The sequence below is a fragment of the Streptomyces olivaceus genome, assembly GCF_000721235.1.
Classification (GTDB): domain Bacteria; phylum Actinomycetota; class Actinomycetes; order Streptomycetales; family Streptomycetaceae; genus Streptomyces; species Streptomyces olivaceus.
On sequence record NZ_JOFH01000040.1, the window covers coordinates 1 to 21,779 of the forward strand.

A 21,779-nucleotide genomic window follows, 5' to 3' on the forward strand; every position below is an offset into this window, starting at 1 on the left:
GTGCGCACCCGCTGCGGATCACCCGGCGTCGGGTCCTTGTCCAGGTCCAGGACATGCCAGTCACTCGGCCTGTGGCCCACCATCACGCAACCCCCGTCACCCCGCGCGCACCAGTAAGCGCCTGTCAGCACAAGTGAACTTACCGGGCACGGCAGTTCGACGGAAAGGTGCTGGGGCCCAGCGGTCCGCCCGGCGGTGGGGCGAACCGCGGTGCCGGCAGCAGTGCAGACGAGCCCTCGCTGAGCGACGCCCGCAAGGTGCATCGCCTTGGACGCTCCGGGGCGAGGCGCCCGCCAGCGAGCGAGCTGCTCGCCCCGGCCGGGTGACCTCGCGCACCGCACATGTCACCACGCGAGGCACGGACAGGCGACGGGCTCAGGTCACCGTGACCGGTGGCGTCCCAGGTCCGCCGACGACGCGACGAACGCCGTCCACGCCTGCGGCGTGAGCGCGAGTCGGGGGCCGGACGCCTGCTTGGAGTCGCGGACGTGGATGGTGAGGGCGGTGGGGGCGACTTCGATGCAGTCGTTGCCGTTACTGCTGCTGCTGTAGCTGCTCTTGAACCAACGGAGTTCCGGCGTGCTCATAGCTCTCCCAGGATTTGCTCGATGAAGACCAGAGACTCCTCTGGTGTGAGCGCCTGAGCCCGGATGATGCCATGGCGCAGATCGAGAACGCGGACTTGCCTGGGCTGCGAGACGGGGCGACCTCCGAAGTCGCCGTCGGTACGCCCCATCGCCGTACCGTCCGCGAACTTGAGCACCTCGACAAGCCCACCCGTTCCCGGGTGGTTCGCGCAGGCGGTCGGCATCACCTGAAGCTCCACGTACGGCAACTTGGCCACGTCCAGCATGTGTTCGAGCTGACGGCGCAGCACCATTGTGCCCCCGACCGGGCGGCGCAGCGTCACCTCTTCCAGGACGAAGCTGAACTCCGGCGCGGGCGGGCGCTCGAATACGGACTTCCGGGCCATACGAGCGACCGTCATGCGCTCCAGTTCGTCCGGCGAGTAGGCGGGACGCCAAGTGCGGAGCAGCGCCCGCGCGTACTCCTCCGTCTGCAGGAGCCCGTGGATGTTGTGGTTGCTGTACAGCAGCATCTCGACCGACCGTTCCTCCAGCTCGGCCAGTTGCCGCACCTTCTTGGGGTACCGCGCCTTGCGCATGTCCTCCATGAAGGCCCTGAGATGCCCCTGCGCCTTCAGGATCTGGTCCGCCCTGTCCAGGCACTCCGGGCGAGGGATGCGGGCCCCGCGTTCGATCTTGCGGATCATGTCCTCGCCGTAACCGAGGGCCGTCGCCAGCTCGGGCACGCTCACCCCGGCCGCCTCCCGGCAGACCTTGAGCAGCCGGCCCACCGCCTGCACCACCGGCTCGCTCTCGTCGCCCGGCTCGACATCCCAGCCCGCCTCGTCGACACCCTTGTCCACGGCTCCTCCTCGGCTCGCACGCGTACCTGTACAACGCCCGGGACAGTCGAGACAGCCGAGACAAAAGCCGGGACAGTGACGGTACGTACAGGAGTTGTCACTCACCCACGGAAGCACGTTCCGACACGCTGAGTGATGTGAATGAGGAATCTCAGGGTCCCGCGCCCCGGCTCGCCGGCCCCGTCCGCAACTTCAGCCTCCAGCTGTCCCACACGCCACGCGGCGCCCGTCTCGCCCGGCTGCTCGCCACCGAGCAACTGCGCACGTGGGGGCTACCGTCGCACCCGGCGGAGCTCATCGTCGCGGAGCTGGCCACGAACGCCGTCGCCCACGGCCGCGTCTCCGGCCGGGACTTCCGGCTGTCGCTGTACGTCATCGGCGACACGCTCCGCATCGAGGTCACCGACACGCGCGGTGCCCGGCTGCCGTGCCCGCAGCACTCCGCGACCGACGCCGAGTCCGAGTCCGGCCGCGGCCTGCTGCTGGTGGAGGCGCTCGCCGACCGCTGGGGAGTCGTACCCGGCCCGCCTCCGCGCAAGACTGTGTGGGCGGAGGTGGGGACGGGCCTGGCCGGAGCACGCCCCCTCGTCCCGCCCCAGTGACAGGCGACGCCGCTCAGTACGTGCTGGGACCGGACGTGCAGGCCGGGTGCTCAGTCGGCCCAGGGGACACGTACCGGCTTGCGCTTCCACCACTCACCGAGTTCCTCTTCCGGTCTGTCCTTTGTGGGCCGAATCCAAGGACGGAGCGAAAGATTCGGATCGGGAGCAGTGGCAGCATGGAAACGGGCGTCCAAGCATTCCAGGAGCTGAGAGAGTGCCTGCCCTCCTTCCTCCTCGACAGCTCTACTTCCAACCGATCCGGCATCGCATCTGGCGACAGCTTCCAGTACGGGCCCGAGAAGCCTCTCCCACACAGTTCTGCTCTCCGGGGCATCCCGGAATACGTCGAACGGCTGTCTCCTGACCCGCCTGGACCGGCTGCCCTCGCCCTCATCCGCCAATTCATTCCCCCTTCAGCTGTCATCTTTCGTTCGACGCCCCCGTCGTCAGGGTGTTCGATCATCGTGGTCAGCGACGCCCGCGCACCGTCCTCCAGATGTCGCCGACCGCGTAGGCGGATGTGAGCCGCCAGGCATCCAACTTGTTACGCACAGACGACCAGACGTTCCAGCACTTCAGCCACGTCGGCAGATCGCGGAACGGCACGAAGGTGAGGGTGTCGCCGATGCCGTTGAGCGCGATGCTGCGGCGGCCCAGCCCCTTGGCCCGCAGCGCGGCGTACAGCTCCGGCGTCAGCGCGCCGTTGAGACGAGCCGCGGTGCCGGCCGCAGTGCAGGCGAATACTCGCTGGGCGACGTCCTCCAATTGCATCGCCTTGACGATCCGGGGCGACGCCTCCTCCAACGAGCAGTTGAAGGCCAGTCCGATCGCCGCCGTGCCGAGGCTCTTCTCGCCGCGCTCGAACGCGGCGTCCCATTCCGCGGGGTCGTCCAGGGCCAGTAGTCGCTCCCCGGTTTCCCAGTTCCAGTCGGTTGTCATGACGTTGCCCTCCCGCTACTCGGCCAGAGGGCCAATCGCCCTGGCGAGGCGCTCGATGGCCTGGTCAGGTGCGGCTGCCAGGAGCCAGACCTGGTCCATGCCCTCGTAAACCGCACCGTCCGCCGCCATCATCAGGTGCGTGTTTCTGCGGTCTCGCATACCGACGGGGTAGAGGTCAGTTCCCGCCTGCTCGGCGAGGTCTTCGATGATCTCTGCGTCCCAGACCGCCAGCAAGGGGTCCAGCGAGAAGTCACGCCGCGGCATCGAGACACCGGAATCGCGGTGGGGCACCCCTACCGCACCGAACTCGGCCAGGAAATCCCGTGCGGCGTTGTGTATCTCGAACGTACCGATGCCCCGCAGAATGCCCTCCCAGGTCGCAGTGGGTAGGGAACGCCCCGGAAACCAGCCACCCGCCCACAGCACCCTGTCCGTCTCCGCTGACCACCGCGATCCGGCCTCGGGACCGATGTTCCCGGCCTCGAAGCGCTGTCGGAACGCCTGCCCGGCCGACGATGGCTCCGACACCCAGAGGCCGGCCCGGGATCCCTGCACTTCCACCAGGCGGTCCAGTGCCTGGTCGGCGTCCGTTGCCAGCCGTTGCACACGGTCCCTTACGAGGTACAGCACGCCCCCCCTCGCTCATGCCGAGAAGACTTGCTCCCTCGTCGGCCGCGCCCACGGGATACAGGGACACGCCCGCTTCCCTGCCCGCCCCGGCGAAGCGTTCGTCCTGCCATTCGGCCATGAGGGGGTCGAAGCGGACGGCCGATGCCGTGGTGATCGAATCCGCGGGCAGGCCATACGTCACCAGGCCGCCGAATTCGGAGAGGAAGCGTTGTGCGGCGTCATGGATGACGAAGGCTCCACGCTCACGCAGTATTGCCTCCCAGGTGGCCGTCGGCACGCGGCGGCCCGGGTGCCAACCCGCCCGCTGGAGCACCCTGTCCGTCCGCGTCGTCCATTGCCGGATCACTCGCGGAGCGTCCAGAACGGCGAGTCTTTCAGCGGGATCGGCTGAATCGGCAACCGGGAGACGTCGGCGTGCGCGTCGACCTCCGGGCGGGAGGTGCCGCAGCCCTCTACGAGTACGTTCACCATGTCCCGGAAGTACTCCAGCATCCCCGCGTCGAGGTCGAGCACGAACTCGGCGGTCATGACGCCAGACTCCTTTCGTCCTCTCCTCGCGCATCGGAACCCAGACGCTACCGCTTGGAGAACGTCGCGCCGGAGCCGCGAGACGGGTGGACTGCCGTCCGGCGAAGAAAGCGGAAGGGAGCGTACGGCTCCCTCCCCCAGGCTTACTCGGCAGCACCCCATGAGACACGTGAACCTACAGGGCGCCCTGCTGAGCCGCGCTCGCGCTACGGACGCCGCCTACGCCGTACCGTCAGGATGGCGATGTCGTCGTGGGGTGAGGTCTTGCCCGCGTAGGCGTGGGCGTCCTGCTGGAGGGCCCGGGGGAGGTCGCTCGGCGGCAGGGTGCCAAGGGCGGCGAGGCGGTCGGACAGGGGATAGAAGGCGCCGTCCGCCGCGCGGGACTCGGTCAGGCCGTCGGTGCTGAGCAGCAGGGTCGTGTCGCCGGGGAAGGGGAAGCGGCCCACGCGCACGGGCTCGGTCGTGAGGGCGGCGAGGCCGAGGGGGACGCCGTTGTCCAGCGGAGGCGTGGTCACCGAGTGCGCGGCGATCAACTGCGGTGGTACGTGGCCGCAGTTGACTGCCTGCACTTCCCCGCGGGCGTCGATGTTGAGGACGAGGACGGTGACGAACCGTTCGTCGTCGCCGTCCCGTGCGACGGAGGAGTTGTGCCGCGTCACGGAGGCGTCGAGGGCGTCGACCAGCGCGGTGAGGGTGGGCTCGCGGTGGGCGGCCTCGCGGAAGCTGCCGATGACGGCGAACGCCGCGCCCACCGCGGCCAGCCCCTTGCCCTGGACGTCGCCGATGAGGACGCGGGTTCCCCAGGCCGACTCGACGACGTCGTAGATGTCCCCGCCGACCAGCCGGTCCTCCTGCACCGGTTCGTACACGCCGTCCACCCGGACGTCCTCGGTGAGCAGGGGCAGCGGGCGCAGGATCTGCTGCTGCATGGCCACGGCCGCGGAGTGCAGCCGCACCATCGTGTGCTCCCGGTGGATGCGGCGACGGCAGGCGTACAGCGATGCCGCGATCAGGCAGGCGGTGAGCACCAGCAGCAGCACGCGGTCGGCCAGCGCGATGTCGCTGCCGCCCGTCAGGAACGCGCTGGAGCCGAGGAGCGCGGTCCAGACGCAGACCAGCGCCGTCTGCCGAACCGTGCACAGCGCCGCCGCCGCGGCCGGCAGGAACACCAGCAGCCCGACCAGTGCCATGACCGAGTTCGCCAGCGATCCGATCAGCGCCACCAGCAGCGTGACGGTGAGCATGCCGAGGAGGAGCTGGCCCGTCCTCGGCGGCTGGACGGTCTCGCGGGAGGCGGTGGGGGCGGCGGAGTGCTGGCGAGGGGGTCGCGACACACGGTCTCCTCGATCGGGCGGTGAACTCCCGCATTGTCGGGTGTCCGCCGTCGTACCGGCCCTCGCCCCGCCGGGGCATTCGGGGGACGCGACCGCCCCGGGGAGAGCGGTCGGCGCCCGGGCAGCGTGCCGTCGCGGCCGGGGCCCAGACCCCGGGGCGCGGTCAGAGTCGAACTGCCGAACGGCGGCGAGCCGTGGGCCCGCATGCCGCGGAAGGGGGCACCGAAGGCTTTCATGACCCCGAAGGGAGACGATGGCAAAGGCCATCCGGCTTCTCGACCATGGATTCGTCCAGGCTGACGCCGTTGGATGGTGGTCATGAGCAACGACGTCACTCACAGCGGCAGTACACACAGCACCGGCAAGACGGCGGATCTCGTCCTCGTCCTGGGCGCCACCGGCAAGACCGGCAGGCGGGTGCTGGCCCGGCTGCGGCTGCGCGGTACACCGGCGCGGCCCGCCTCCCGGTCCAGCCCGACCCGCTTCGACTGGTCCGACCCCGGCGGCTGGGACGCGGCCCTGCGGGGTGCCACCGCCGTGTACGTGGTCCCGCCGTCCGTACCGGGGCCGGTGCACGAGTTCGCGGCGCGGGCCGAGGCCGCCGGCGTACGGCACCTGGTCCTGCTCTCCGGGCACGGCGCCGACCGGTGGGGCGACTCCGCCTTCGGGCTGGACATGCGCTCGGCCGAGGACGCCGTACGCCGGTCCGGCCTGGAGTGGACGATCCTGCGGGCGTCGAACTTCAACCAGAACTTCGACGAGGACGTCTTCCACGCCCCGTTGCTCGACGGCGGGCTGGCCCTCCCGGCCGGCCCGGTGCCCGAGCCGTTCGTCGACCTGGAGGACGTCGCCGACGTCGCGGCGGCGGTCCTGGCCGAGCCGGACCGGCACGCGGGGCGGACGTACGAGCTGACCGGGCCGCGCGCGCTGACCTTCCCGGAGGCCGTCGAGCTGATCTCCCGGGCATCCGGGCGGCCCCTCACCTACACGCGGGTCTCCCCCGACGCGTACACAGCGGCCCTGGTCGCAGAGGGCCTGGGCGAGGAGGACGCCCGGCACGTCGCCGAGATGTTCGTGATGATGGAACGCCAGGACATCTCCGACACGGCGGACGGCGTCACCGCCGTACTGGGACGCGCGCCGCGGACCTTCGAGGAGTACGTCGTACGGGCCGCGGCGGCGGGAGCCTGGCGGCAACGGCCGTGACCTCCGACCCCCCGCCCCCGTACGAGAGGGCACACCATGAGTAACGCCACCAGCCTGCTGACCGCCGACGACCTCCGCTTCCTCCGACGTCCCCTGCACGGCTTCCTGTCCGTGGCCGCCGGGCCGCGACCCCCGCAGCCCCGGCCGGTGTGGTTCGAGGCCACCGCGCGGGGGACGCTCCAGTTCTTCACGGCGCCCGACTCGCTGAAAATGCGGCGGCTGAGGCGCGACCCGCGCGTCTCGATCGTCGTGGCGGCCCCGGTGGGCGAACGCGAGCGCTGGGTGTCGGTCACCGGCCGCGCCACCGTGGAGCCCGACGGCGCCCACGACCTGTGTTCCCGCCTGGCCGCCCGCTACTGGGACCTCGACGACGAGTCCCGGCGCCACGACCTGGCCGAGATGCTGGCCGCCGACCAGTGCCGGGTCGTCATCCACCCGGAGGCAGTACGGCGCTACGCGCACTGACGGGATGCCCTGGGCAATCGGCGCTGTCCCGCATCGACGCGAACGTCAGCGGATTCCGCGAACGAGCTTGTCCAACGCCGCGTCCGCCGTGTCCGCCAGCAACTCGACCTCGTCCATGCCGACGTACACCGCGCCGTCGTCCGCCACGGTCAGGTAGAAGCTGCCCCGGGGGAGATGCCCTACCGGGTACAGCCGGGCATCGGCTTCCTCACCGAGGTACTCGATGATCTCGAAATCGTCTGTGGCCGACGTCGGATCGAGCCGGAAGGGCGATCTCGCCGCGTTCACCCCCGGTCCCCTCTCGCGTACCTCCAGCCCACCGAACTCGCTGAGAAATCGCCGCGCGGCCTCGTGCATGGCGTAGCCCTTGTCGGCTTCGTGCAGGGTGCGTTCCCAGGACTCAGTGGAGACTGCGCGCCCTGGCTGCCAACCGGCCAACCGCAGCACGCGCTCCGTCTCGGGTGACCACCTGGGCACTCCGTCCGGACCTCGGGTGGCACCGAAGCCGGGCGGGAGCTCGAGATGATCGCCCACGAGTACGAAGGGCAGGGGAGCATCGGTACGTCGCTCGACGGTGAGTACCTCCAGCGCCTCGTAGGCGCCTCGCGCCAGCAGTTGCGCGCTGCCGTCGCCGACGAAGACAGAACCGTCGGCGGCCATCCCCAGCCAACTGGTCGCCTCGTCCACGCGCCCGACGGGGTACAGAGGGGCGCCGGCGCTTTCACTCATGCGCAGCACGACCTCGCGGATCTCCACGCCTGCCTCGCGGGGCGTGTCGGCATCGCAAGGCACGAGCCGGAACGGGGACTGCGGCATCAGCGGGCCGGGAGTCCAGTCCGCCGTCGAGAGACCGGCGAACTCACCGAGGAAACACCTCGCTGCATCGTGCATCCCTAGGCCGCTGAACTCCCGGAGACGGCTTTCGTACCTGTCGAGGGGCACGGATCGTCCGGAATACCATCCTGCCGACCGCAGGACGCGGTAGGTCAGGGGTGACCACTCTGCGGGCACGTCGTTGCTCGTCATCACATCACCACTGAGGTCAGAGGCGCACCCAACTGCCCGTGCACGAGGCACGCCCGCTCAGGCCATACCGGCCCTGAGGAAGTTCTCCACCTCCGAGATTGTGGTCTGCCACTCGGAGATCTCCCGTCCGTCGTCGTCAACCGTGCGGCGCGGGCACACGAAGCGCCAGGGCTCGGCGGGGACGAACTGTTCCTCCAGCTCATCCAGGAAGATGATCGCGTTCTGGACGTGGACCATGTTCCCGGACCTGTAGACAGGCCAGCAGAAGACGAAGTTGCTGTCGGCCGGGTCATGGATCGACGTGACGAGGCAAGAAATCGCGCCGTCGCCGCCTTCGACCAGAACCCCCAGGGATCGGGTCCAGCCCGCTCGGTACTGGTCGACGTCCCAGTAGCTCAGGCTCATGGGGAAGCGCTCCTCGAAGTCTCCCACTGTGATGGCCCCCATCGCCTCACGGGCGCGTTCGCCTTCAGCAGGCGACGGGACTGAGAGAACTTCGACGGAGAAACGGTCAGATCGTGATGTGGTGGGAATGCGCGTCACAAGTTCCGGTCCTCTGGCCGTCAAGCTCGGGTGGGCCACGGGGCGCGTAGCGGTTTCCGCTGCCACCACTCGCCGAGCCGCTCTTCCGGCTTGTCCGCCGTCGGACGTGCCCAGGGGCGGAGCGAACGCTGCGGGTCGGGGAGGGTGGCGGCGCGGAAGCGGTGCGTCCAGCCCGGTCAGTAGCTGCCCGGGCTGTCCTTCGACCGCCTCGTCGGGCAGCGCACGCATCACCTGGTCCAGTGCGTCCCTGGAATCGAGGTCGTTGCCGTAGGCGCTGACGGGGTAGAAGTCGTCGCCGTCCCAGCCGGGTTCCAGCCGGCGGACCAGGCGCTCCCAGGACGCGAACCGGTCCGCCACCGAATACACGGGCGTTGTCATCTCCGCGGCGATGCGCGGCGCGACTCGTGACCTCTCCACCGCCAGCCGTTCCGCGTCGCACCGGGCGATCGCTTCCAGCGTCGTCCGCGACAACGCGCCCCACGCCGCACCGGCCTCCGGAGCGGCCCAGAACGTGTCGTGAGCCCGGTGCTTCGTCACCCCACGAACCGGAACGTGGACGTCACCGCGTCGAAGATGTCGAAGAAGGAGTCCGCCAGGTCGAGGATCTGGCTGCTGCCCGCCACCAGGGCGACCTTGCCCTCCTGGCCCGGGACCGGGATGTAGGTCTGCATCAGGACCGCGCGGACGGTGCGGTTGAGGGTGTCGTCGGGGACCGGGATGTCCTCGACGCCCTGGGTGCGGGCGGCCGGGCCCACGCCGGGGATGTCGACCGTCGTCACCTTGCGCCAGGAGTCGCCGGGCTTCCTCGCCTCCTTGACGGCGAGTTGGGCGGCGATGGCCGCCGGGTCGGTGGGGAGGGGGTCGCCGGAGGAGGCGCGGCCGCCGACCAGGGAGACGGTGACCGAGCCCGTGATCGGGGTGTCGCCGCCGAAGCTCTCCGCCATGCAACCGCAGTACAGCGCGCCCGACTTCCACGCGTCGGCCGCCGCCTTCTGGAGGAAGGTGACGTAGGCGGAACGGGAGGGCTTCAGTTCGGGGTGCTGGCGGATGCGGTCGTCGACCATGCGGCGGATCGAGTCGTCCCGCGACTCCGGGCGCACGTCGAACTCCCACCACGACTCCGGGACCTTGATCCGGAACCCGCCGCGTTCGACGGTCAGTGCTTCGGTGTAACGGGGCATGGGGCCCATCTTCGCACCGGCGAGAGGGCCGTCGGCAAGGGCGTCAGGTCCGCTTGTCCGCGGCCCGAGTCGGGCGAAGGACGTGTCCAGGCCCTTCTTCAGCAGGCGCGACACCGGGCGTTCGACGAGGCGGTGGATCAGGTAGCCGAGCAGGAGGAAGGCGCCGATGAGGGCTACGAGGAGCAGGCGCGGGTCCATCGTGTCGTGGAGGCGGGCGATGAGGGCCGTGCCCGCCGCGTAGTGGATCAGGTAGAGCGGGTACGTCATCGCGCCGGCCGTGACCAGCCACTTCCAGCGGATGCGGTCCGTGTACCCGAGCGCGACGGCGACCATGAAGAGCAGGAAGACGGTGAAGATCGCCACGCTGCCGCGCCAGCCCGAGACGTGTTCGACCTGGTCGATCCGGTCCCCCAGCTCCAGTTGGCCCATGAGCCACGCCATCGCGAGGATGCCCCACAGGAGCAGGTCCTGGCCGAAGCGGTGCATGAGGTAGAGGGCGAGACCGGCGATGAAATACCAGGCACCCTCCGGGTTGGCGACCAGTTCCAGCAGGTGGAGGTCTGAGATCGGCGCGAGCATCGCCACCGCGCCCCACACGCAGCAGAAGACCACGACCCTGCGGTACGTCAGGCCCATCGCGACCACGACGAGGAAGAGGAGGTAGAAGCGGAGCTCGGACCAGAGGGTCCAGTAGACGCCGTCGACGTTCGGTACGGCGGAGCCGGACTGGAGCATGGTGAGGTTGAGGAGGATCTCGCGCAGGCGGAGGCGTTCCCACACGCCGGGTACGGCGACCAGCACGGCGGTGGTGAACAGCACCCCGAACCAGTACGCCGGGTAGAGCCGGATCACGCGGGAGACGAAGAACTGGCGGGGCGTGCGGCCCCAGCACGACATGCAGATGACGAAGCCGCTGATCACGAAGAAGATCTCGACGCCGATCCAGCCGTAGGAGGCGAAGCGGAACACCGTGGGCATGATGTCCGACACCGGGCGGTCCCAGATCGGGTTGCCGGGGCGGTCGGCGCGCCAGGTGCCGGCGTAGTGGTGCGCGGCCACCATCAGCGCGGCGAGGATGCGGATGCCGTCGATGACGTAGAGGCGGCCGCCACCCGGGCGCTTGCCGCGGGGCGCGGGCTTCCCGCTCGCGCTCGTACTGCTGGGCGCGGGGCGCCGGCCCGGCGGGACTGTGGCGAGCGGCGGGAGTGGCTGCCTCGTCCGTACCTCCGCCCCTTCGGGCGCCACTGTTCCGTTGTCCGCTGCACGCACCATTCGAACAGACAAGAACAGCGGCTACGAAAACGGTAGGGCTTTGGGCAAGGTGCCACCCAGGTTCCCTGCCGTGTTCGTGTGGCGTTCGCCTCGGGTTCAGTGACGCCTCCCTGCCACCGGAACCCGCTGCCACTGCCACTGCCACAGCCGGGCACGCGGCCGCGTCCCTCGCCGAGTCCGGCGCAAGTGGTCTCCGCGATACAGAGAACCGCTCACCCGTCCGGAACAAAATCTGTTGTGGCCGCAGTAGACATACGGAGGTGGCTGGGGTTAATGTCTTGCTGTAGCCAGGAAGTCAGTGAGGCGCGGCAGACACGAACTGCCCGCATGCAGAACACATGCAGAACAGCGGTAGCGGTACGGCGGTGGAGTGGCGGGGCCAGAAGTGCGAGGGCCCCCTCGCTGATCGCCGGACCGGGCGGCCGGTCAGGGCCGCCGACAGCAGCAGGACCGGCAAGACCGACAGGTACGAGAGAGAGAAGGAGGAGGACGCCATCAGGATCGCCCGGTCGAGAACATCCTCACCGGGTACCGCAGGCCCCGGAACGGAAGGTGGTCCCACGGTCACGCATCCGCGATCCCTCAGCTGCCCGTCCCTCGACGAGGGCCGGTGCGGATACAGAAGGTCGGCAGTGCAGTAGGCCGACAGATGGTGTTACAAATCCCTCGGGGCCTTGGTGCCGTACGGCACCAAGGCCCCTCGACGCGTTCCGCAAGCAGAGGTGCAGATGACCCCAGACACACCGCTCGACCGACTCGACGACGACGACTACCCCGCCTACACCATGGGACGGGCGGCCGAGATGCTCGGCACCACGCCCGCCTTCCTACGGGCCCTCGGCGAAGCCCGGGTGATCACGCCCCTGCGCTCCGAGGGCGGCCACCGCCGCTACTCCCGCTACCAGCTCCGTATCGCCGCCCGCGCCCGCGAGATGGTCGACCAGGGGACCTCCATCGAGGCGGCTTGCCGCATCATCATCCTGGAGGACCAGCTCGAAGAGGCCCGGCGCATGAACGACGAGCTGCGACGCGACGGTGCCGGAGCCGCCGGCGACAACCCCGGGAGCGCCCGTCCTGCCCGGTAGCGCCGATCGGGCGGTCCGCCCGGCGGACCAGTGGATAAAATCCCTTGCCATGCCGAAGCCTGACGAGCTGATCATTGACATCGCTGCCCTTGTCGAGTCCGGGCAGAGCAGCCGGATGTCCTTGACCGTAGTCACCCACGGTGCCGTCATCACCGGTCGCCTGGCCCCCGAGAGCGTGTGGAGGCAGAGGGTGTCGGAAGTACTGACGGACTCCGCCGACCTGGCCGACTTCTCCGCCGTCTTCGAGAAGTCCACGCAGGAGGACGGACCGCCCACGCACCTGCACTTCCACGTCGCCCGGATCCTCCAGGGCACGATGGGCATCCCGGAGACGGGCGGGATGTACCGCGTGGCGATCGAGGACGTCAGCGCCTGGACCGTGGGCGACTTCAGCTACTCCGACCGCTGATCCCGCCGCTGATCCGATCGCTGACCCGCTGACCCGATCGCTGATCCAACCGCTGATCCAACCGCTGCCCCGATCCCGTGCCGCGGTGGGGCGGTTCAGCGGGAGAGGGCGAGGACGCCCAGGGCGTTGCCGTCCTCGTCGACCACAGGCAGGGCCGCGACCCGGCGGTACCGCATCGCGCGCTCGGCCTCGGCCAACGTGGCCAGCGGCGAGGCGAAGGGCCCGGTGCCGTCGGCGACGTCGCGCAGGCGGACCCGGTCCGTGTACGCGGATCCGTCCCGCACGGCCCTCAGCCGGTCCCGGGTGACCAGGTCGGCGTACTGGCCGTCCTCGTCGCAGACGAGGAGGTGCCTCGTGCCCGCGGCGGCCATGACGGACAGCGCCACCTCGACCGTCATGCCGTCCCAGACCTGGGGCCCGGCGGCGTCCATGGCGTCGGCGACGGTCCTCGGCACGGTCTCGGCGCCGGTGGCGCGCGGATACGTCTGGAGCAGCGTCAAGTAGTGCCTCCTGCGGAGATGGAACGGCTGTCCGAGCGGGGCAGGCCCTAGGCTGCGGCGTCGGTGACGGACCGCCGGGCCGGCGCCCGCCGGATAGCCGGAGCCGAGCGGCGTCGGCTCCGTGAGCCGGCGCTGCGCTTGGAACGCTCGGTGACCGGTGCGGTGATGACGACCGGGACGCCGGAGGGGGCCTGCGCGCCGGTGATGCGGTGCAGGGCCTCCGCGCCGGCGCGGACCTGGGTGGTCTGCGGGACGATGCCGGCCGTCGCCATGAGGCGGATCACGGCGCGGCGCTGCTGAGGAGTGACCAGGGTGACGACGCTGCCGGACTCGCCGGCGCGTGCCGTACGGCCGCCGCGGTGCAGATAGTCCTTGTGATCGGTCGGGGGGTCGACGTTGACGACGAGGTCCAGGCTGTCGACGTGGATCCCGCGGGCCGCGACGTTGGTCGCCACCAGCACGGTGACGTGCCCGTCTTTGAACTGCGTGAGCGTACGGGTGCGCTGCGGCTGTGACTTGCCACCGTGCAGGGCGGCGGCCCGCACCCCGCTGTTCAGAAGGTGCTCGGTGAGGCGGTCGACGGCGTGCTTGGTGTCCAGGAACATGAGCACCCTGCCTTCGCGGGCAGCGATCTCGGTGGTGGCCGCGTGCTTGTCGGCGCCGTGGACGTGCAGCACGTGGTGCTCCATCGTGGTGACCGCGCCGGCCGACGGATCGACGGAGTGCACGACCGGGTCGCTCAGGTAGCGGCGTACGAGCAGATCGACGTTGCGGTCGAGGGTGGCGGAGAACAGCATGCGCTGGCCGTCCGGACGCACCTGGTCGAGCAGCGCGGTGACCTGCGGCATGAAGCCCATGTCGGCCATCTGGTCAGCCTCGTCGAGGACGGTGACGCGGACCCGGTCCAGTCGGCAGTCGCCGCGCTCGATCAGGTCCTTGAGGCGTCCGGGGGTGGCGACGACGATCTCGGCGCCCCCGCGCAACGCGCCGGCCTGCCTGCCGATCGGCATCCCGCCGACCACTGTGGCCAGCCGCAGCTTCACCGATCGGGCGTACGGCGTGAGCGCGTCGGTGACCTGCTGCGCCAGCTCACGCGTGGGTACGAGGACCAGCCCGAGCGGCTGCCCGGGCTCGGCACGCCGCCCGCTCGTGCGGGCCAGCAGAGCCAGCCCGAAGGCGAGGGTCTTGCCGGAACCGGTACGCCCCCGGCCGAGTACGTCACGGCCGGCGAGGGAGTTCGGCAGGGTCGCGGCCTGGATCGGGAACGGTACGGTCAGGCCCTGCGAGCCGAGCGCGCCCAGCAGTTCCGCGGGCATGGTGAGATCGGCGAAGCGCTCCACGGCGGGCAGCGCCGGGGTGACCGTCTCCGGGAGGGCGAACTCGCCCTGCGCCGCGACGGACCGGCGGCCACGGCCGCGAAAACGGTTGATGTCCGGACCGGCGGCTACGTTCCCCGCTCCGGCCATGCGTGCGCGTGCGGAGCGGTCGTTCATACGTGTGCGGCTCATGCGAAACCTTCCTTGATGCATTGCGGCGCGTATCAAGGAATTCCCGCAGCGGAGAGCGCATGGAGAATTGCAAGAACAGGCCGGGAGAGCGGGAATCCTTTTTCCATGGAACAGAATTTCGTGGATTCCTCGTGGTCGTCCCGCAGGCAGGAAGCGCTGCGGAGACTACATGCAGCTGGGGCCCGCACCCCGAGGGATGCGGGCCCCAGCTGCAGTGCGCGCCCGAGGGCGTGCCGGTGTCAGGCGAGGACGATGTTCTCCGCCGTCGGGCCCTTCTGGCCCTGCGCGATGTCGAACGTCACCTTCTGGCCCTCGAGCAGCTCACGGAAGCCCTGGGCGGCGATGTTCGAGTAGTGGGCGAACACGTCGGCGCCGCCACCGTCCTGCTCGATGAAGCCGAAACCCTTTTCCGCGTTGAACCACTTCACGGTGCCAGTAGCCATGTCTTGTCTCCTTCGGGGCAGTGCATCGACGCCCGCACTTCACGAACGCCGTGTCGCCGCGATGATCACCCCGCCGGAAAAGACCGGTGTCAAAGTACGCTTCCGACGGCACGAGGGCCGACCGGTAAGAGCTTCACATTCGGGAACCACAACTGCAACTGATAGCGACAGTAGCACGTTGTGGCACCCAATACGGGCTGAGTAATTCCACTCCGCCAGCCGCTGCAATTAAACTGTCCGCTCATTCCGTAAAACCCTCGCCCCGCGGCTACAGGTATGCGGGGGTGGAGGTATGGGGGATGCGGGTGTTCCCGGGTGCAGGTACGCGGGTGCCCCGGTGTACGACGGCGGGGCCCCACCGGATCGCGGTGGGGCCCCGTCCGTCGGGTCCGTCAGATGACGCCCTGGGCCAGCATCGCGTCCGCCACGCGCTCGAAGCCGGCGATGTTCGCGCCGGTGACGTAGTCGCCGGGGGCGTCGTAGCGCTCGGCCGTCTCGTGGCAGGTGGTGTGGATGTTGTTCATGATGTCGGCCAGCTCCTCCTCCACCTTCGCCGCGGTCCACGACGTACGGGCGTGGTTCTGCGCCATCTCCAGGGCGCTGACCGCCACGCCGCCCGCGTTGGCGGCCTTGCCCGGGCCGAAGGCGACGCCGGCCTGCTGGAGGAGGTGCACGGCCTCGGGGGTCGCCGGCATGTTGGCGCCCTCGGAGACCGCCTTGACGCCGTTGCGGACCAGGGTCGCGGCGGCGTTCTCGTCCAGCTCGTTCTGGGTGGCCGACGGGAGGGCGAGGTCGGCCGGGACGTCCCAGACGCTGCCGCCGGGGACGAAGCGGGCCGAGGAGCCCCGGCGCTCGGCGTAGGTGTCGACCCGGCCGCGCTCGACCTCCTTGACCTGCTTGAGCAGCTCCACGTCGACGCCCTTCTCGTCGACGACGTAGCCGGAGGAGTCCGAGCAGGTCACGGCGTTCGCGCCGAGGGCGGCCAGCTTCTCGATGGTGTAGATCGCGACGTTGCCGGAGCCCGACACCACCGCCGTCTGGCCCTCCAGGTCCTCACCGCGCTCCCGGAGCATCGCCGCCGCGAAGAGGACGTTGCCGTAGCCGGTCGCCTCGGGGCGGATCAGCGAGCCGCCCCAGCCCTGGCCCTTGCCGGTGAGGACACCGGCCTCCCAGCGGTTGGTGATGCGGCGGTACTGGCCGAAGAGGTAGCCGATCTCCCGGCCGCCGACGCCGATGTCCCCGGCCGGTACGTCCGTGTGCTCGCCGATGTGCCGGTGCAGCTCCGTCATGAACGACTGGCAGAACCGCATGACCTCCGCGTCGCTGCGCCCGTGCGGGTCGAAGTCGCTGCCGCCCTTGCCGCCGCCGATGCCGAGGCCGGTCAGGGCGTTCTTGAAGATCTGCTCGAAGCCCAGGAACTTGATGACGCCCAGGTTGACCGAGGGGTGGAAGCGCAGACCGCCCTTGTACGGGCCCAGCGCGCTGTTGAACTCGACGCGGAAGCCCCGGTTGACGTGGACGCGGCCCTTGTCGTCCTGCCACGGCACCCGGAAGAGGACCTGCCGCTCGGGCTCGACCAGCCGCTCGATGAGGCCGGGCTCGGCGTACTCCGGGCGGGCCGCGACGACCGGCGCGAGCGTTTCCAGGACCTCGTGGGCGGCCTGGTGGAACTCGGGCTGGGCCGGGTTGCGGTGCTCGATCTCGGTGAGCAGATGGTCGAGGGTGGTCCTGGTCTCGCTTCGCGTCGTCACGGGGGCCCTTTCTGGCACGGCTGACACCGGAGACCGGGGCGGGGTGGGGGTACGCGTCCGCGTGCGTGAGGGGGCGTACGTCCGTCGTCCGGTCGGTCCGGTGGTGGGCGCTCGGCGCCGTTGCCGCGCGCGGGACACTTAAGTGTTACGCGCATGTAAACATCCTGGCCAGCACCTGGCGCAGAGTGCGCCCACTATATGAGACACAGATTTCTCATATCGGGTGATAGTCGGCACGTGGAGTGCCTCTATCCGGCCTCACCGTATCCCCGGTCGTGCTCCCCTCCGTCCCCCTCACTCCTCCTCCCTCCCCCTCACTCCTCCCCGTTCAGCATCGCGGCCGTGAGGACGTTGCCCGCGACGCCCCAGCCGCCGTCGGGGACCTCGTCGACGAGGACGACGGTCGTGGGGCGGGCCCGCTCCCCGTATATCTCCGCGTAGAGGTCGGTGGTGCGCTCGACGATCTTCTTCTTGTCCTCGGCGGTGAGGGTGCCCGCGGGGACCTTGAACTGGGCGAAAGGCATGCGTGTCTCCTGGGAGGGGTGCTGGTGGTGTCGTGTGGGTGGGCCGCAGGGCGTCAGACCAGGCCGCCGTTGGCGCGAAGGACCTGGCCGTTCACCCAGTGCCCGGCGGGGCTGCCGAGGAAGGCGACCACGTTGGCGATGTCCTCCGGGCTGCCCAGCCGCTCCAGGGGCGGGGTCTTCGCGAGCTGGTCGATCTGCTCGGGTGTCTTGCCGTTGAGGAACAGGTCCGTGGCCGTCGGGCCGGGCGCGACCGTGTTCACGGTGACGTCCCGCCCGCGCAGCTCCTTCGCCAGGATCAGCGTCATCGCCTCCACGGCGCCCTTGCTCGCCACATACGCCCCGTACGTGGGGAACTGCGTGCCGACCACCGAGGTCGAGAACCCCACGAACGAGCCCCCGGCCCGCAGCCGCCGCGCCGCCTGCTGCGCGACCACGAAGGTGCCGCGGATGTTGGTGCGGTGCATGGCGTCGAGCGCCGCCAGGTCCAGGTCGGCGATGGTCGACAGGGTCATCCGGCCGGCCGAGTTCACGACCACGTCGACGCCGCCGTACTCGGCCTCCGCGCGGTCGAACAGCGCGGCGACCTCCTTCTCGTCCGCCACGTCCGCCTGTACGGCGACGGCCCGGCCCCCGGTGCCGGTGATCGACGCCACCACCTCCTCGGCGGCGGAGGCGTCGCGGGCGTAGTTCACGACGACGGCCAGGCCGTCCGCGGCGAGCTTTTGGGAGACCGCCCGGCCGATGCCGCGCGACCCGCCGGTGACGACGGCGACCCGGGTGTCGGCCTCTGGTGCGGGGTTCTGCTGGTTCGTGTGCGTGGTCATGCCTCCACGATGCGCGCGGCCGGCCGACGCAGCCAGGGGATGCCATCCCCTGGGTCAACGGCCCCTCCGGTCGCAGAATGGACGGTATGAGCGCTGTGAAATACGCCAAGCTGGGAACGTTCCTGCGGTCGCGCCGCGAGCGCATCCGCCCGGCCGACGTCGGGCTCCCGGCCGGGCCCCGGCGGCGGGTGCCGGGGCTGCGCCGCGAGGAGGTCGCCCAGCTCGCGGGGGCGTCCGTGGACTACTACAACGAGCTGGAGCGCGGCGCGGGCTCCCAGCCCTCCGAGCAGATGGTCGCCGCGCTGGGGAGGGCGCTGCGGCTGTCCGCCGACGAGCGGGACTACCTCTACCGGCTCGCCGACCGGCCGGTGCCCGTGCAGGGCGGAGCGGCCTCGCACGTGCACCCCGGCATGCTGGACCTCCTCGACCGCATGCCCGCGACCCCGGCGCAGGTCATCACCGACCTGCACGTCACCCTCGTACAGAATCCGCTGGCCGTGGCCCTGCTCGGCGACCAGTCCGGGCTGCGGGGGCCGCGGGCCAGCTTCGTCCACCGCTGGTTCACCGAGCCGGAGGCCCGCGACCTCTACCCCGAGGCCGACCACGAGACCCAGTCCCGCTCCTTCGTCGCCGACCTGCGGGCCGCCGCCGCGAGGCGGGACGCGAAGGACGCCGAGACGGGCACGATGATCCGTACGCTGCTCGGCGTCTCGCCGGAGTTCGCCGCGCTCTGGGCCGACCACGAGGTCGCCGTCCGGCGCAAGGACCGCAAACGGCTCCTCCACCCCGAGCTGGGCCTGATCGAGGTCAACTGCCTCCACCTCTTCAGCGAGGACGGCCGCCAACGCCTCCTCTGGTTCACCCCGGCGGTCGGTACGGAGAGCGCGGGGCTGCTGGAGCTCCTTGGGGTGGTGGGGACGCAGTCGGTCTCCTGAGCCTCCCGCTGTTGGTGCCGGGGATCAGTCCGCGTCGGCCTGGGCGATGGCGGTGCGCACCAACGTGGCCATCGACCGGCCGGCCACCCGCAGCGGCTCCGGATCACGGGCGGCCCGGCTGGGCATGAAAGCTCCCTCCAGCACCATGACCATCGAGTACGCGAGGGACTGCGCCGTCTTCGGTTCGGCGACCCCATGGCCGAACCACCGCGTCGCCGCGCCGACCCACTCCTCGAAGACCTCCGCCGTCGCGATGCGCAGCACTTCGTTGCTGCTCGCGACTTCCAAGGCCACTGTCCCGATCGGGCACGCGTCGGCGTAGTCGGCCGCTTCGAGGTCGTCCGCGGCCGCTTCGAACGCGTGCACGACGGATTCCACCGGGTCCGACACGCTGTCCAGCAGGACCAGGACCATGCGGCCGTACGCGGTTCCGGACGTGCGGATCATGTCCTCGGCCAGTTGCTGCTTGCCGCCGGGGAAGAAGTGGTAGATCGAGCCGAACGGCGCGTCCGCCTCCGCCGCGATCCGCTTCTTCCACCCCTCTCCCCTCCAAAATTACAGTAGAACGATCTACCAAGCAGGCGGTCTGTCAAGCGGGAGGTCGAGATGCCGAGAATCGAGTTGTCGTCCGGACCGATCGACTACCAGGACACCGGTGGTGAAGGGCCTGTGCTGGTGTTCGGCCACGGTATGCCGATGAACGGGACCCAGTGGCGCAAGGTGGTCCCGATGCTGGACGGATACCGCTGCGTCATGCCCACGCTGCCCCTGGGCGCCCACCGTCAGCCGATGAACCCGGACGCCGACCTGTCCCAGCGCGGTGTCGCCCGTCTCCTGGGGGAGTTCATCGAGCGGCTCGGTGCGGGCCCGGTGACCCTCGTCCTCAACGACTGGGGCGGGGGGCAGTTCCTGGTGTCGGAGGGGCGGGATCAGCAGATCGCGCGCCTGGTGCTGGTGGCCTGCGAGGCCTTCGACAACTTCCCTCCGGGGCCGGCCAAGGCGCTGGCGCACGTGTGCAGGGTTCCCGGCGGCGTCTGGCTCCTGACGCGCCTCATGCGCGTTCCCGCCATCCGCCACGCCCGGAGTGGATACGGCGGGATGAGCCTGCGCGGGATCCCCGACGAGATCATGGACGACTGGTTCGCTCCCGCCACCCGCGACAGGGCCATCCGCAGGGACTTCGCCAAGTTCGCCACCGGAGCACCCGGACGCAAGACCCTGCTCGCCTGGAGTGAGCGACTGCGCGACTTCGACCGCCCGGTACTGGTCGTCTGGGCGACCGAGGACCGGCTGATGCCGCGCGAGCACGGCCCCCGGCTGGCCGCGCTGTACCCGCAGGGCCGCCTGGTCGAGATCGCCGACTCGTCCACCCTCATCCCCGAGGACCAGCCCGAACGACTCGCCCACGCACTCATCGACTTCCTGACCCGAACCGGAGCGGAGCCGTCCCGACACATCTCCTGAGCGAGGGCGCGGCGGAGCCCCGGCAGCCGCGCCGCACGCCCGTTACTCCTGCGAGGCGTACGGCAGGAAGCTCGCCCAGGCGTCAGGGGTGAGCGCGAGCCGGGGGCCGTCGGACTGCTTCGAGTCACGGACGTGGACGGCGCCGGGCGCTGCCGCGATCTCGACGCAGGAGTTGCCGTCGTTGCCGCCGCTGTAGCTGCTCTTGAACCACGCCAGCTCGGGGCCGTCTCCGGCGGTGGACTTGCAGATCATGTTTCTCCCAGCAGTTCTTCGATGAAGGCCAGCGACTCCTCCGGCGAGAGTGCCTGAGCCCGGATGGTGCCGTAGCGCAGCTCAAGGATGCGCAGGTGCCTGGGCTCGGTGATCGGCCGACCGCTGAAGGCGCCGTCAGATCGTCCCACCGCCGTTCCGTCCGGGAACTTCAGCACCTCGATCCGCCCGTCCAGGCCGGAGTGGGTGCCGCAGCTCGTCCGCATCACCTGCAGCACGACATTGTGCGACCGTCCCACCTCCAACAGGCGTTCAAGCTGCGCACGCCAGACCATTGTGCCGCCAATGGGCCGTCGTAGCGGGCCCTCTTCCAGGACGAAACTGAGCGCGGGAGCGGGTGAGCGTGCGAAGACCGACTGCCGGGCCAGACGCGCTGCCACCATGCGTTCCACGTCGTCCGGCGAATACGGCGGCTGAGCCGCTCCGATCACCGCGCGCGCGTGCTCCCGCGTCTGCAGCAGCCCGGGGATGATGTGGCACTCGTACAGGGCGATCTCGACCGCCTTGCCCTCCAACTTCCCCAACTCCCGCACCCGCTTCGGGTACCGGACCTTCTTCACGTCTTCCCAGGCCGCCGAGAGCAGCCCACCCGCACCCAACACCTCGTCGGCCCTGTCCAGATACTCCTGCCGGGGAATCCGCTTGCCGCCCTCGACTTTGTATACGAGATCCTCCCCGTACCCGACCGCCACCCCGAAGTCGCCGGCCCGCATCCCCGCGGCCTCGCGTCGCAGCTTCAACTGCCGCCCCACCGTGGTGATGACCGCGACGCCCCACTCGTCGTCGGGGTCGACCTCCCACCCCGCCTCGTCCGTCTCGACCGTCATCCCGCACCCCTTCGTCGCACTCGCTGCCTTGCCCCAGCGCCCTACCCGTACGGCACGGACCGACAGCCCCGACACCGATGGACA

25 protein-coding genes and 2 pseudogenes are annotated in these 21,779 nt (G+C 70.1%); 7 read left to right on the forward strand and 20 right to left on the reverse strand.

The genetic code is table 11. The features are described 5' to 3' along the window. Positions 1-380: 380 nt before the first annotated feature. The gene (locus IG94_RS0132480; protein WP_031045617.1) at positions 381-587 is read right to left on the reverse strand and encodes a DUF397 domain-containing protein; all 207 of its coding nucleotides are present in this window, start codon (positions 585-587) and stop codon (positions 381-383) included. Next, complete coding sequence (locus tag IG94_RS0132485) at positions 584-1,429, reverse strand: helix-turn-helix domain-containing protein (protein ID WP_031045619.1); 846 nt, start codon at positions 1,427-1,429, stop codon at positions 584-586. The genes IG94_RS0132480 and IG94_RS0132485 overlap by 4 nt, the downstream gene beginning before the upstream one ends. 137 nt (positions 1,430-1,566) lie before the next feature. Here IG94_RS0132485 and IG94_RS0132490 point away from each other — a divergent pair, with 137 nt between their 5' ends. Beyond that, a complete protein-coding gene (locus IG94_RS0132490) occupies positions 1,567-2,031 on the forward strand; it encodes an ATP-binding protein (RefSeq protein WP_043485236.1) in 465 nt (154 codons plus the stop codon). Positions 2,032-2,499: 468 nt separating this feature from the next. On the opposite strand, the gene IG94_RS0132495 is transcribed toward IG94_RS0132490, so the two are convergent. From IG94_RS0132495 to IG94_RS0132510, 5 genes and pseudogenes are all read right to left on the reverse strand, one after another. Further along, complete coding sequence (locus tag IG94_RS0132495) at positions 2,500-2,970, reverse strand: hypothetical protein (RefSeq protein WP_031045625.1); 471 nt, start codon at positions 2,968-2,970, stop codon at positions 2,500-2,502. Between the two features lie 15 nt (positions 2,971-2,985). Continuing rightward, positions 2,986-3,600, reverse strand: a complete 615-nt coding sequence (locus IG94_RS43800; RefSeq protein WP_248783098.1) for an SUKH-3 domain-containing protein — start codon at positions 3,598-3,600, stop codon at positions 2,986-2,988. A gap of 58 nt (positions 3,601-3,658) precedes the next feature. Then, positions 3,659-3,946: pseudogene (locus IG94_RS43805) on the reverse strand (SUKH-3 domain-containing protein); the annotation flags it as partial. Continuing rightward, on the reverse strand, positions 3,943-4,128 hold the full coding sequence (locus IG94_RS0132505) for a hypothetical protein (RefSeq protein ID WP_031045627.1): 186 nt from the start codon (positions 4,126-4,128) through the stop codon (positions 3,943-3,945). The pseudogene IG94_RS43805 and the gene IG94_RS0132505, both read right to left, overlap by 4 nt. A 206-nt stretch (positions 4,129-4,334) precedes the next feature. Next, entirely contained in the window at positions 4,335-5,462 is a 1,128-nt protein-coding gene (locus tag IG94_RS0132510; RefSeq protein WP_031045631.1) for a PP2C family protein-serine/threonine phosphatase, read from the reverse strand. Positions 5,463-5,780: 318 nt separating this feature from the next. Between IG94_RS0132510 and IG94_RS0132515 the strand changes: the two genes are divergently transcribed. Continuing rightward, positions 5,781-6,668: an NmrA family NAD(P)-binding protein gene (locus IG94_RS0132515; protein WP_052410973.1), complete on the forward strand. Its 888-nt coding sequence runs from the start codon at positions 5,781-5,783 to the stop codon at positions 6,666-6,668. A gap of 36 nt (positions 6,669-6,704) precedes the next feature. Beyond that, entirely contained in the window at positions 6,705-7,133 is a 429-nt protein-coding gene (locus IG94_RS0132520; RefSeq protein ID WP_031045638.1) for a pyridoxamine 5'-phosphate oxidase family protein, read from the forward strand. A gap of 45 nt (positions 7,134-7,178) precedes the next feature. Here the strand turns inward: IG94_RS0132520 and IG94_RS0132525 are convergent, their stop codons facing one another. The 4 genes and pseudogenes from IG94_RS0132525 to IG94_RS0132535 form a co-directional block, all read right to left on the reverse strand. Continuing rightward, a complete protein-coding gene (locus tag IG94_RS0132525; protein WP_031045641.1) occupies positions 7,179-8,159 on the reverse strand; it encodes an SUKH-3 domain-containing protein in 981 nt (326 codons plus the stop codon). A gap of 57 nt (positions 8,160-8,216) precedes the next feature. After that, the gene (locus IG94_RS43810) at positions 8,217-9,239 is read right to left on the reverse strand and encodes a hypothetical protein (protein WP_224326558.1); all 1,023 of its coding nucleotides are present in this window, start codon (positions 9,237-9,239) and stop codon (positions 8,217-8,219) included. After that, a complete protein-coding gene (locus tag IG94_RS41055) occupies positions 9,236-9,883 on the reverse strand; it encodes a hypothetical protein (protein WP_078892520.1) in 648 nt (215 codons plus the stop codon). Before IG94_RS41055 ends, IG94_RS43810 begins: the two co-directional genes overlap by 4 nt. A 66-nt stretch (positions 9,884-9,949) precedes the next feature. Continuing rightward, positions 9,950-11,155 (reverse strand): annotated as a pseudogene (locus IG94_RS0132535) (acyltransferase family protein); the annotation flags it as partial. A 728-nt stretch (positions 11,156-11,883) separates the two neighbouring features. Between IG94_RS0132535 and IG94_RS0132540 the strand changes: the two are divergent. Next, entirely contained in the window at positions 11,884-12,240 is a 357-nt protein-coding gene (locus tag IG94_RS0132540) for a MerR family transcriptional regulator (protein ID WP_031045651.1), read from the forward strand. A gap of 49 nt (positions 12,241-12,289) precedes the next feature. Continuing rightward, a complete protein-coding gene (locus IG94_RS0132545) occupies positions 12,290-12,649 on the forward strand; it encodes a hypothetical protein (RefSeq protein ID WP_031045653.1) in 360 nt (119 codons plus the stop codon). A 95-nt stretch (positions 12,650-12,744) separates the two neighbouring features. On the opposite strand, the gene IG94_RS0132550 is transcribed toward IG94_RS0132545, so the two are convergent. The 6 genes from IG94_RS0132550 to IG94_RS0132575 all read right to left on the reverse strand — a co-directional run bounded on the left by IG94_RS0132550 (position 12,745) and on the right by IG94_RS0132575 (position 18,199). Further along, positions 12,745-13,149, reverse strand: coding sequence for a CBS domain-containing protein (locus tag IG94_RS0132550; RefSeq protein WP_031045656.1), 405 nt, complete (start codon positions 13,147-13,149; stop codon positions 12,745-12,747). Positions 13,150-13,196: 47 nt separating this feature from the next. Beyond that, positions 13,197-14,657, reverse strand: a complete 1,461-nt coding sequence (locus IG94_RS0132555; RefSeq protein ID WP_031045659.1) for a DEAD/DEAH box helicase — start codon at positions 14,655-14,657, stop codon at positions 13,197-13,199. Positions 14,658-14,896: 239 nt separating this feature from the next. Continuing rightward, positions 14,897-15,100 carry a cold-shock protein gene (locus IG94_RS0132560; RefSeq protein WP_031045667.1) on the reverse strand — a complete coding sequence of 68 codons (204 nt, stop codon included), beginning with the start codon at positions 15,098-15,100 and terminating at the stop codon, positions 14,897-14,899. A 392-nt stretch (positions 15,101-15,492) separates the two neighbouring features. After that, positions 15,493-16,851: an NADP-specific glutamate dehydrogenase gene (gdhA, locus tag IG94_RS0132565; RefSeq protein WP_031045670.1), complete on the reverse strand. Its 1,359-nt coding sequence runs from the start codon at positions 16,849-16,851 to the stop codon at positions 15,493-15,495. Between the two features lie 314 nt (positions 16,852-17,165). Continuing rightward, positions 17,166-17,375 carry a 4-oxalocrotonate tautomerase family protein gene (locus IG94_RS0132570; protein WP_031045672.1) on the reverse strand — a complete coding sequence of 70 codons (210 nt, stop codon included), beginning with the start codon at positions 17,373-17,375 and terminating at the stop codon, positions 17,166-17,168. A 53-nt stretch (positions 17,376-17,428) separates the two neighbouring features. Then, a complete protein-coding gene (locus IG94_RS0132575) occupies positions 17,429-18,199 on the reverse strand; it encodes an SDR family oxidoreductase (RefSeq protein WP_031045675.1) in 771 nt (256 codons plus the stop codon). A gap of 77 nt (positions 18,200-18,276) precedes the next feature. Between IG94_RS0132575 and IG94_RS0132580 the strand changes: the two genes are divergently transcribed. Beyond that, complete coding sequence (locus IG94_RS0132580) at positions 18,277-19,134, forward strand: helix-turn-helix transcriptional regulator (protein WP_031045677.1); 858 nt, start codon at positions 18,277-18,279, stop codon at positions 19,132-19,134. A 24-nt stretch (positions 19,135-19,158) separates the two neighbouring features. Here the strand turns inward: IG94_RS0132580 and IG94_RS0132585 are convergent, their stop codons facing one another. Next, positions 19,159-19,581 (reverse strand): LmrA/YxaF family transcription factor, encoded by a 423-nt coding sequence (locus tag IG94_RS0132585; protein ID WP_224227743.1) that lies wholly within the window; start codon positions 19,579-19,581, stop codon positions 19,159-19,161. Between the two features lie 159 nt (positions 19,582-19,740). On the opposite strand from IG94_RS0132585, the gene IG94_RS0132590 reads away from it, so the two are divergent. Beyond that, positions 19,741-20,598 carry an alpha/beta fold hydrolase gene (locus tag IG94_RS0132590; RefSeq protein ID WP_031045681.1) on the forward strand — a complete coding sequence of 286 codons (858 nt, stop codon included), beginning with the start codon at positions 19,741-19,743 and terminating at the stop codon, positions 20,596-20,598. 42 nt (positions 20,599-20,640) lie between these two features. On the opposite strand, the gene IG94_RS0132595 is transcribed toward IG94_RS0132590, so the two are convergent. Then, positions 20,641-20,850 carry a DUF397 domain-containing protein gene (locus IG94_RS0132595; RefSeq protein ID WP_031045683.1) on the reverse strand — a complete coding sequence of 70 codons (210 nt, stop codon included), beginning with the start codon at positions 20,848-20,850 and terminating at the stop codon, positions 20,641-20,643. Next, positions 20,847-21,695 carry a helix-turn-helix domain-containing protein gene (locus tag IG94_RS0132600; protein ID WP_031045685.1) on the reverse strand — a complete coding sequence of 283 codons (849 nt, stop codon included), beginning with the start codon at positions 21,693-21,695 and terminating at the stop codon, positions 20,847-20,849. Before IG94_RS0132600 ends, IG94_RS0132595 begins: the two co-directional genes overlap by 4 nt. Positions 21,696-21,779: the final 84 nt, after the last annotated feature.

What these genes read in the sequence shown, in the direction of transcription:
- IG94_RS0132575 (WP_031045675.1), bottom strand. Translation starts at nt 18,199, where the DNA reads ATGACCACGCACACGAACCAGCAGAACCCCGCACCAGAGGCCGACACC.
- IG94_RS0132590 (WP_031045681.1), top strand. Translation starts at nt 19,741, where the DNA reads ATGCCGAGAATCGAGTTGTCGTCCGGACCGATCGACTACCAGGACACC.
- IG94_RS0132525 (WP_031045641.1), bottom strand. Translation starts at nt 8,159, where the DNA reads ATGACGAGCAACGACGTGCCCGCAGAGTGGTCACCCCTGACCTACCGC.
- IG94_RS0132595 (WP_031045683.1), bottom strand. Translation starts at nt 20,850, where the DNA reads ATGATCTGCAAGTCCACCGCCGGAGACGGCCCCGAGCTGGCGTGGTTC.
- IG94_RS0132600 (WP_031045685.1), bottom strand. Translation starts at nt 21,695, where the DNA reads ATGACGGTCGAGACGGACGAGGCGGGGTGGGAGGTCGACCCCGACGAC.
- IG94_RS0132520 (WP_031045638.1), top strand. Translation starts at nt 6,705, where the DNA reads ATGAGTAACGCCACCAGCCTGCTGACCGCCGACGACCTCCGCTTCCTC.
- IG94_RS0132495 (WP_031045625.1), bottom strand. Translation starts at nt 2,970, where the DNA reads ATGACAACCGACTGGAACTGGGAAACCGGGGAGCGACTACTGGCCCTG.
- IG94_RS0132585 (WP_224227743.1), bottom strand. Translation starts at nt 19,581, where the DNA reads ATGATCCGCACGTCCGGAACCGCGTACGGCCGCATGGTCCTGGTCCTG.
- IG94_RS0132505 (WP_031045627.1), bottom strand. Translation starts at nt 4,128, where the DNA reads ATGACCGCCGAGTTCGTGCTCGACCTCGACGCGGGGATGCTGGAGTAC.
- IG94_RS0132560 (WP_031045667.1), bottom strand. Translation starts at nt 15,100, where the DNA reads ATGGCTACTGGCACCGTGAAGTGGTTCAACGCGGAAAAGGGTTTCGGC.
- IG94_RS41055 (WP_078892520.1), bottom strand. Translation starts at nt 9,883, where the DNA reads ATGCCCCGTTACACCGAAGCACTGACCGTCGAACGCGGCGGGTTCCGG.
- IG94_RS0132580 (WP_031045677.1), top strand. Translation starts at nt 18,277, where the DNA reads ATGGACGGTATGAGCGCTGTGAAATACGCCAAGCTGGGAACGTTCCTG.
- IG94_RS0132555 (WP_031045659.1), bottom strand. Translation starts at nt 14,657, where the DNA reads ATGAGCCGCACACGTATGAACGACCGCTCCGCACGCGCACGCATGGCC.
- IG94_RS0132540 (WP_031045651.1), top strand. Translation starts at nt 11,884, where the DNA reads ATGACCCCAGACACACCGCTCGACCGACTCGACGACGACGACTACCCC.
- IG94_RS0132480 (WP_031045617.1), bottom strand. Translation starts at nt 587, where the DNA reads ATGAGCACGCCGGAACTCCGTTGGTTCAAGAGCAGCTACAGCAGCAGC.
- IG94_RS0132545 (WP_031045653.1), top strand. Translation starts at nt 12,290, where the DNA reads ATGCCGAAGCCTGACGAGCTGATCATTGACATCGCTGCCCTTGTCGAG.
- IG94_RS0132515 (WP_052410973.1), top strand. Translation starts at nt 5,781, where the DNA reads ATGAGCAACGACGTCACTCACAGCGGCAGTACACACAGCACCGGCAAG.
- IG94_RS0132570 (WP_031045672.1), bottom strand. Translation starts at nt 17,375, where the DNA reads ATGCCTTTCGCCCAGTTCAAGGTCCCCGCGGGCACCCTCACCGCCGAG.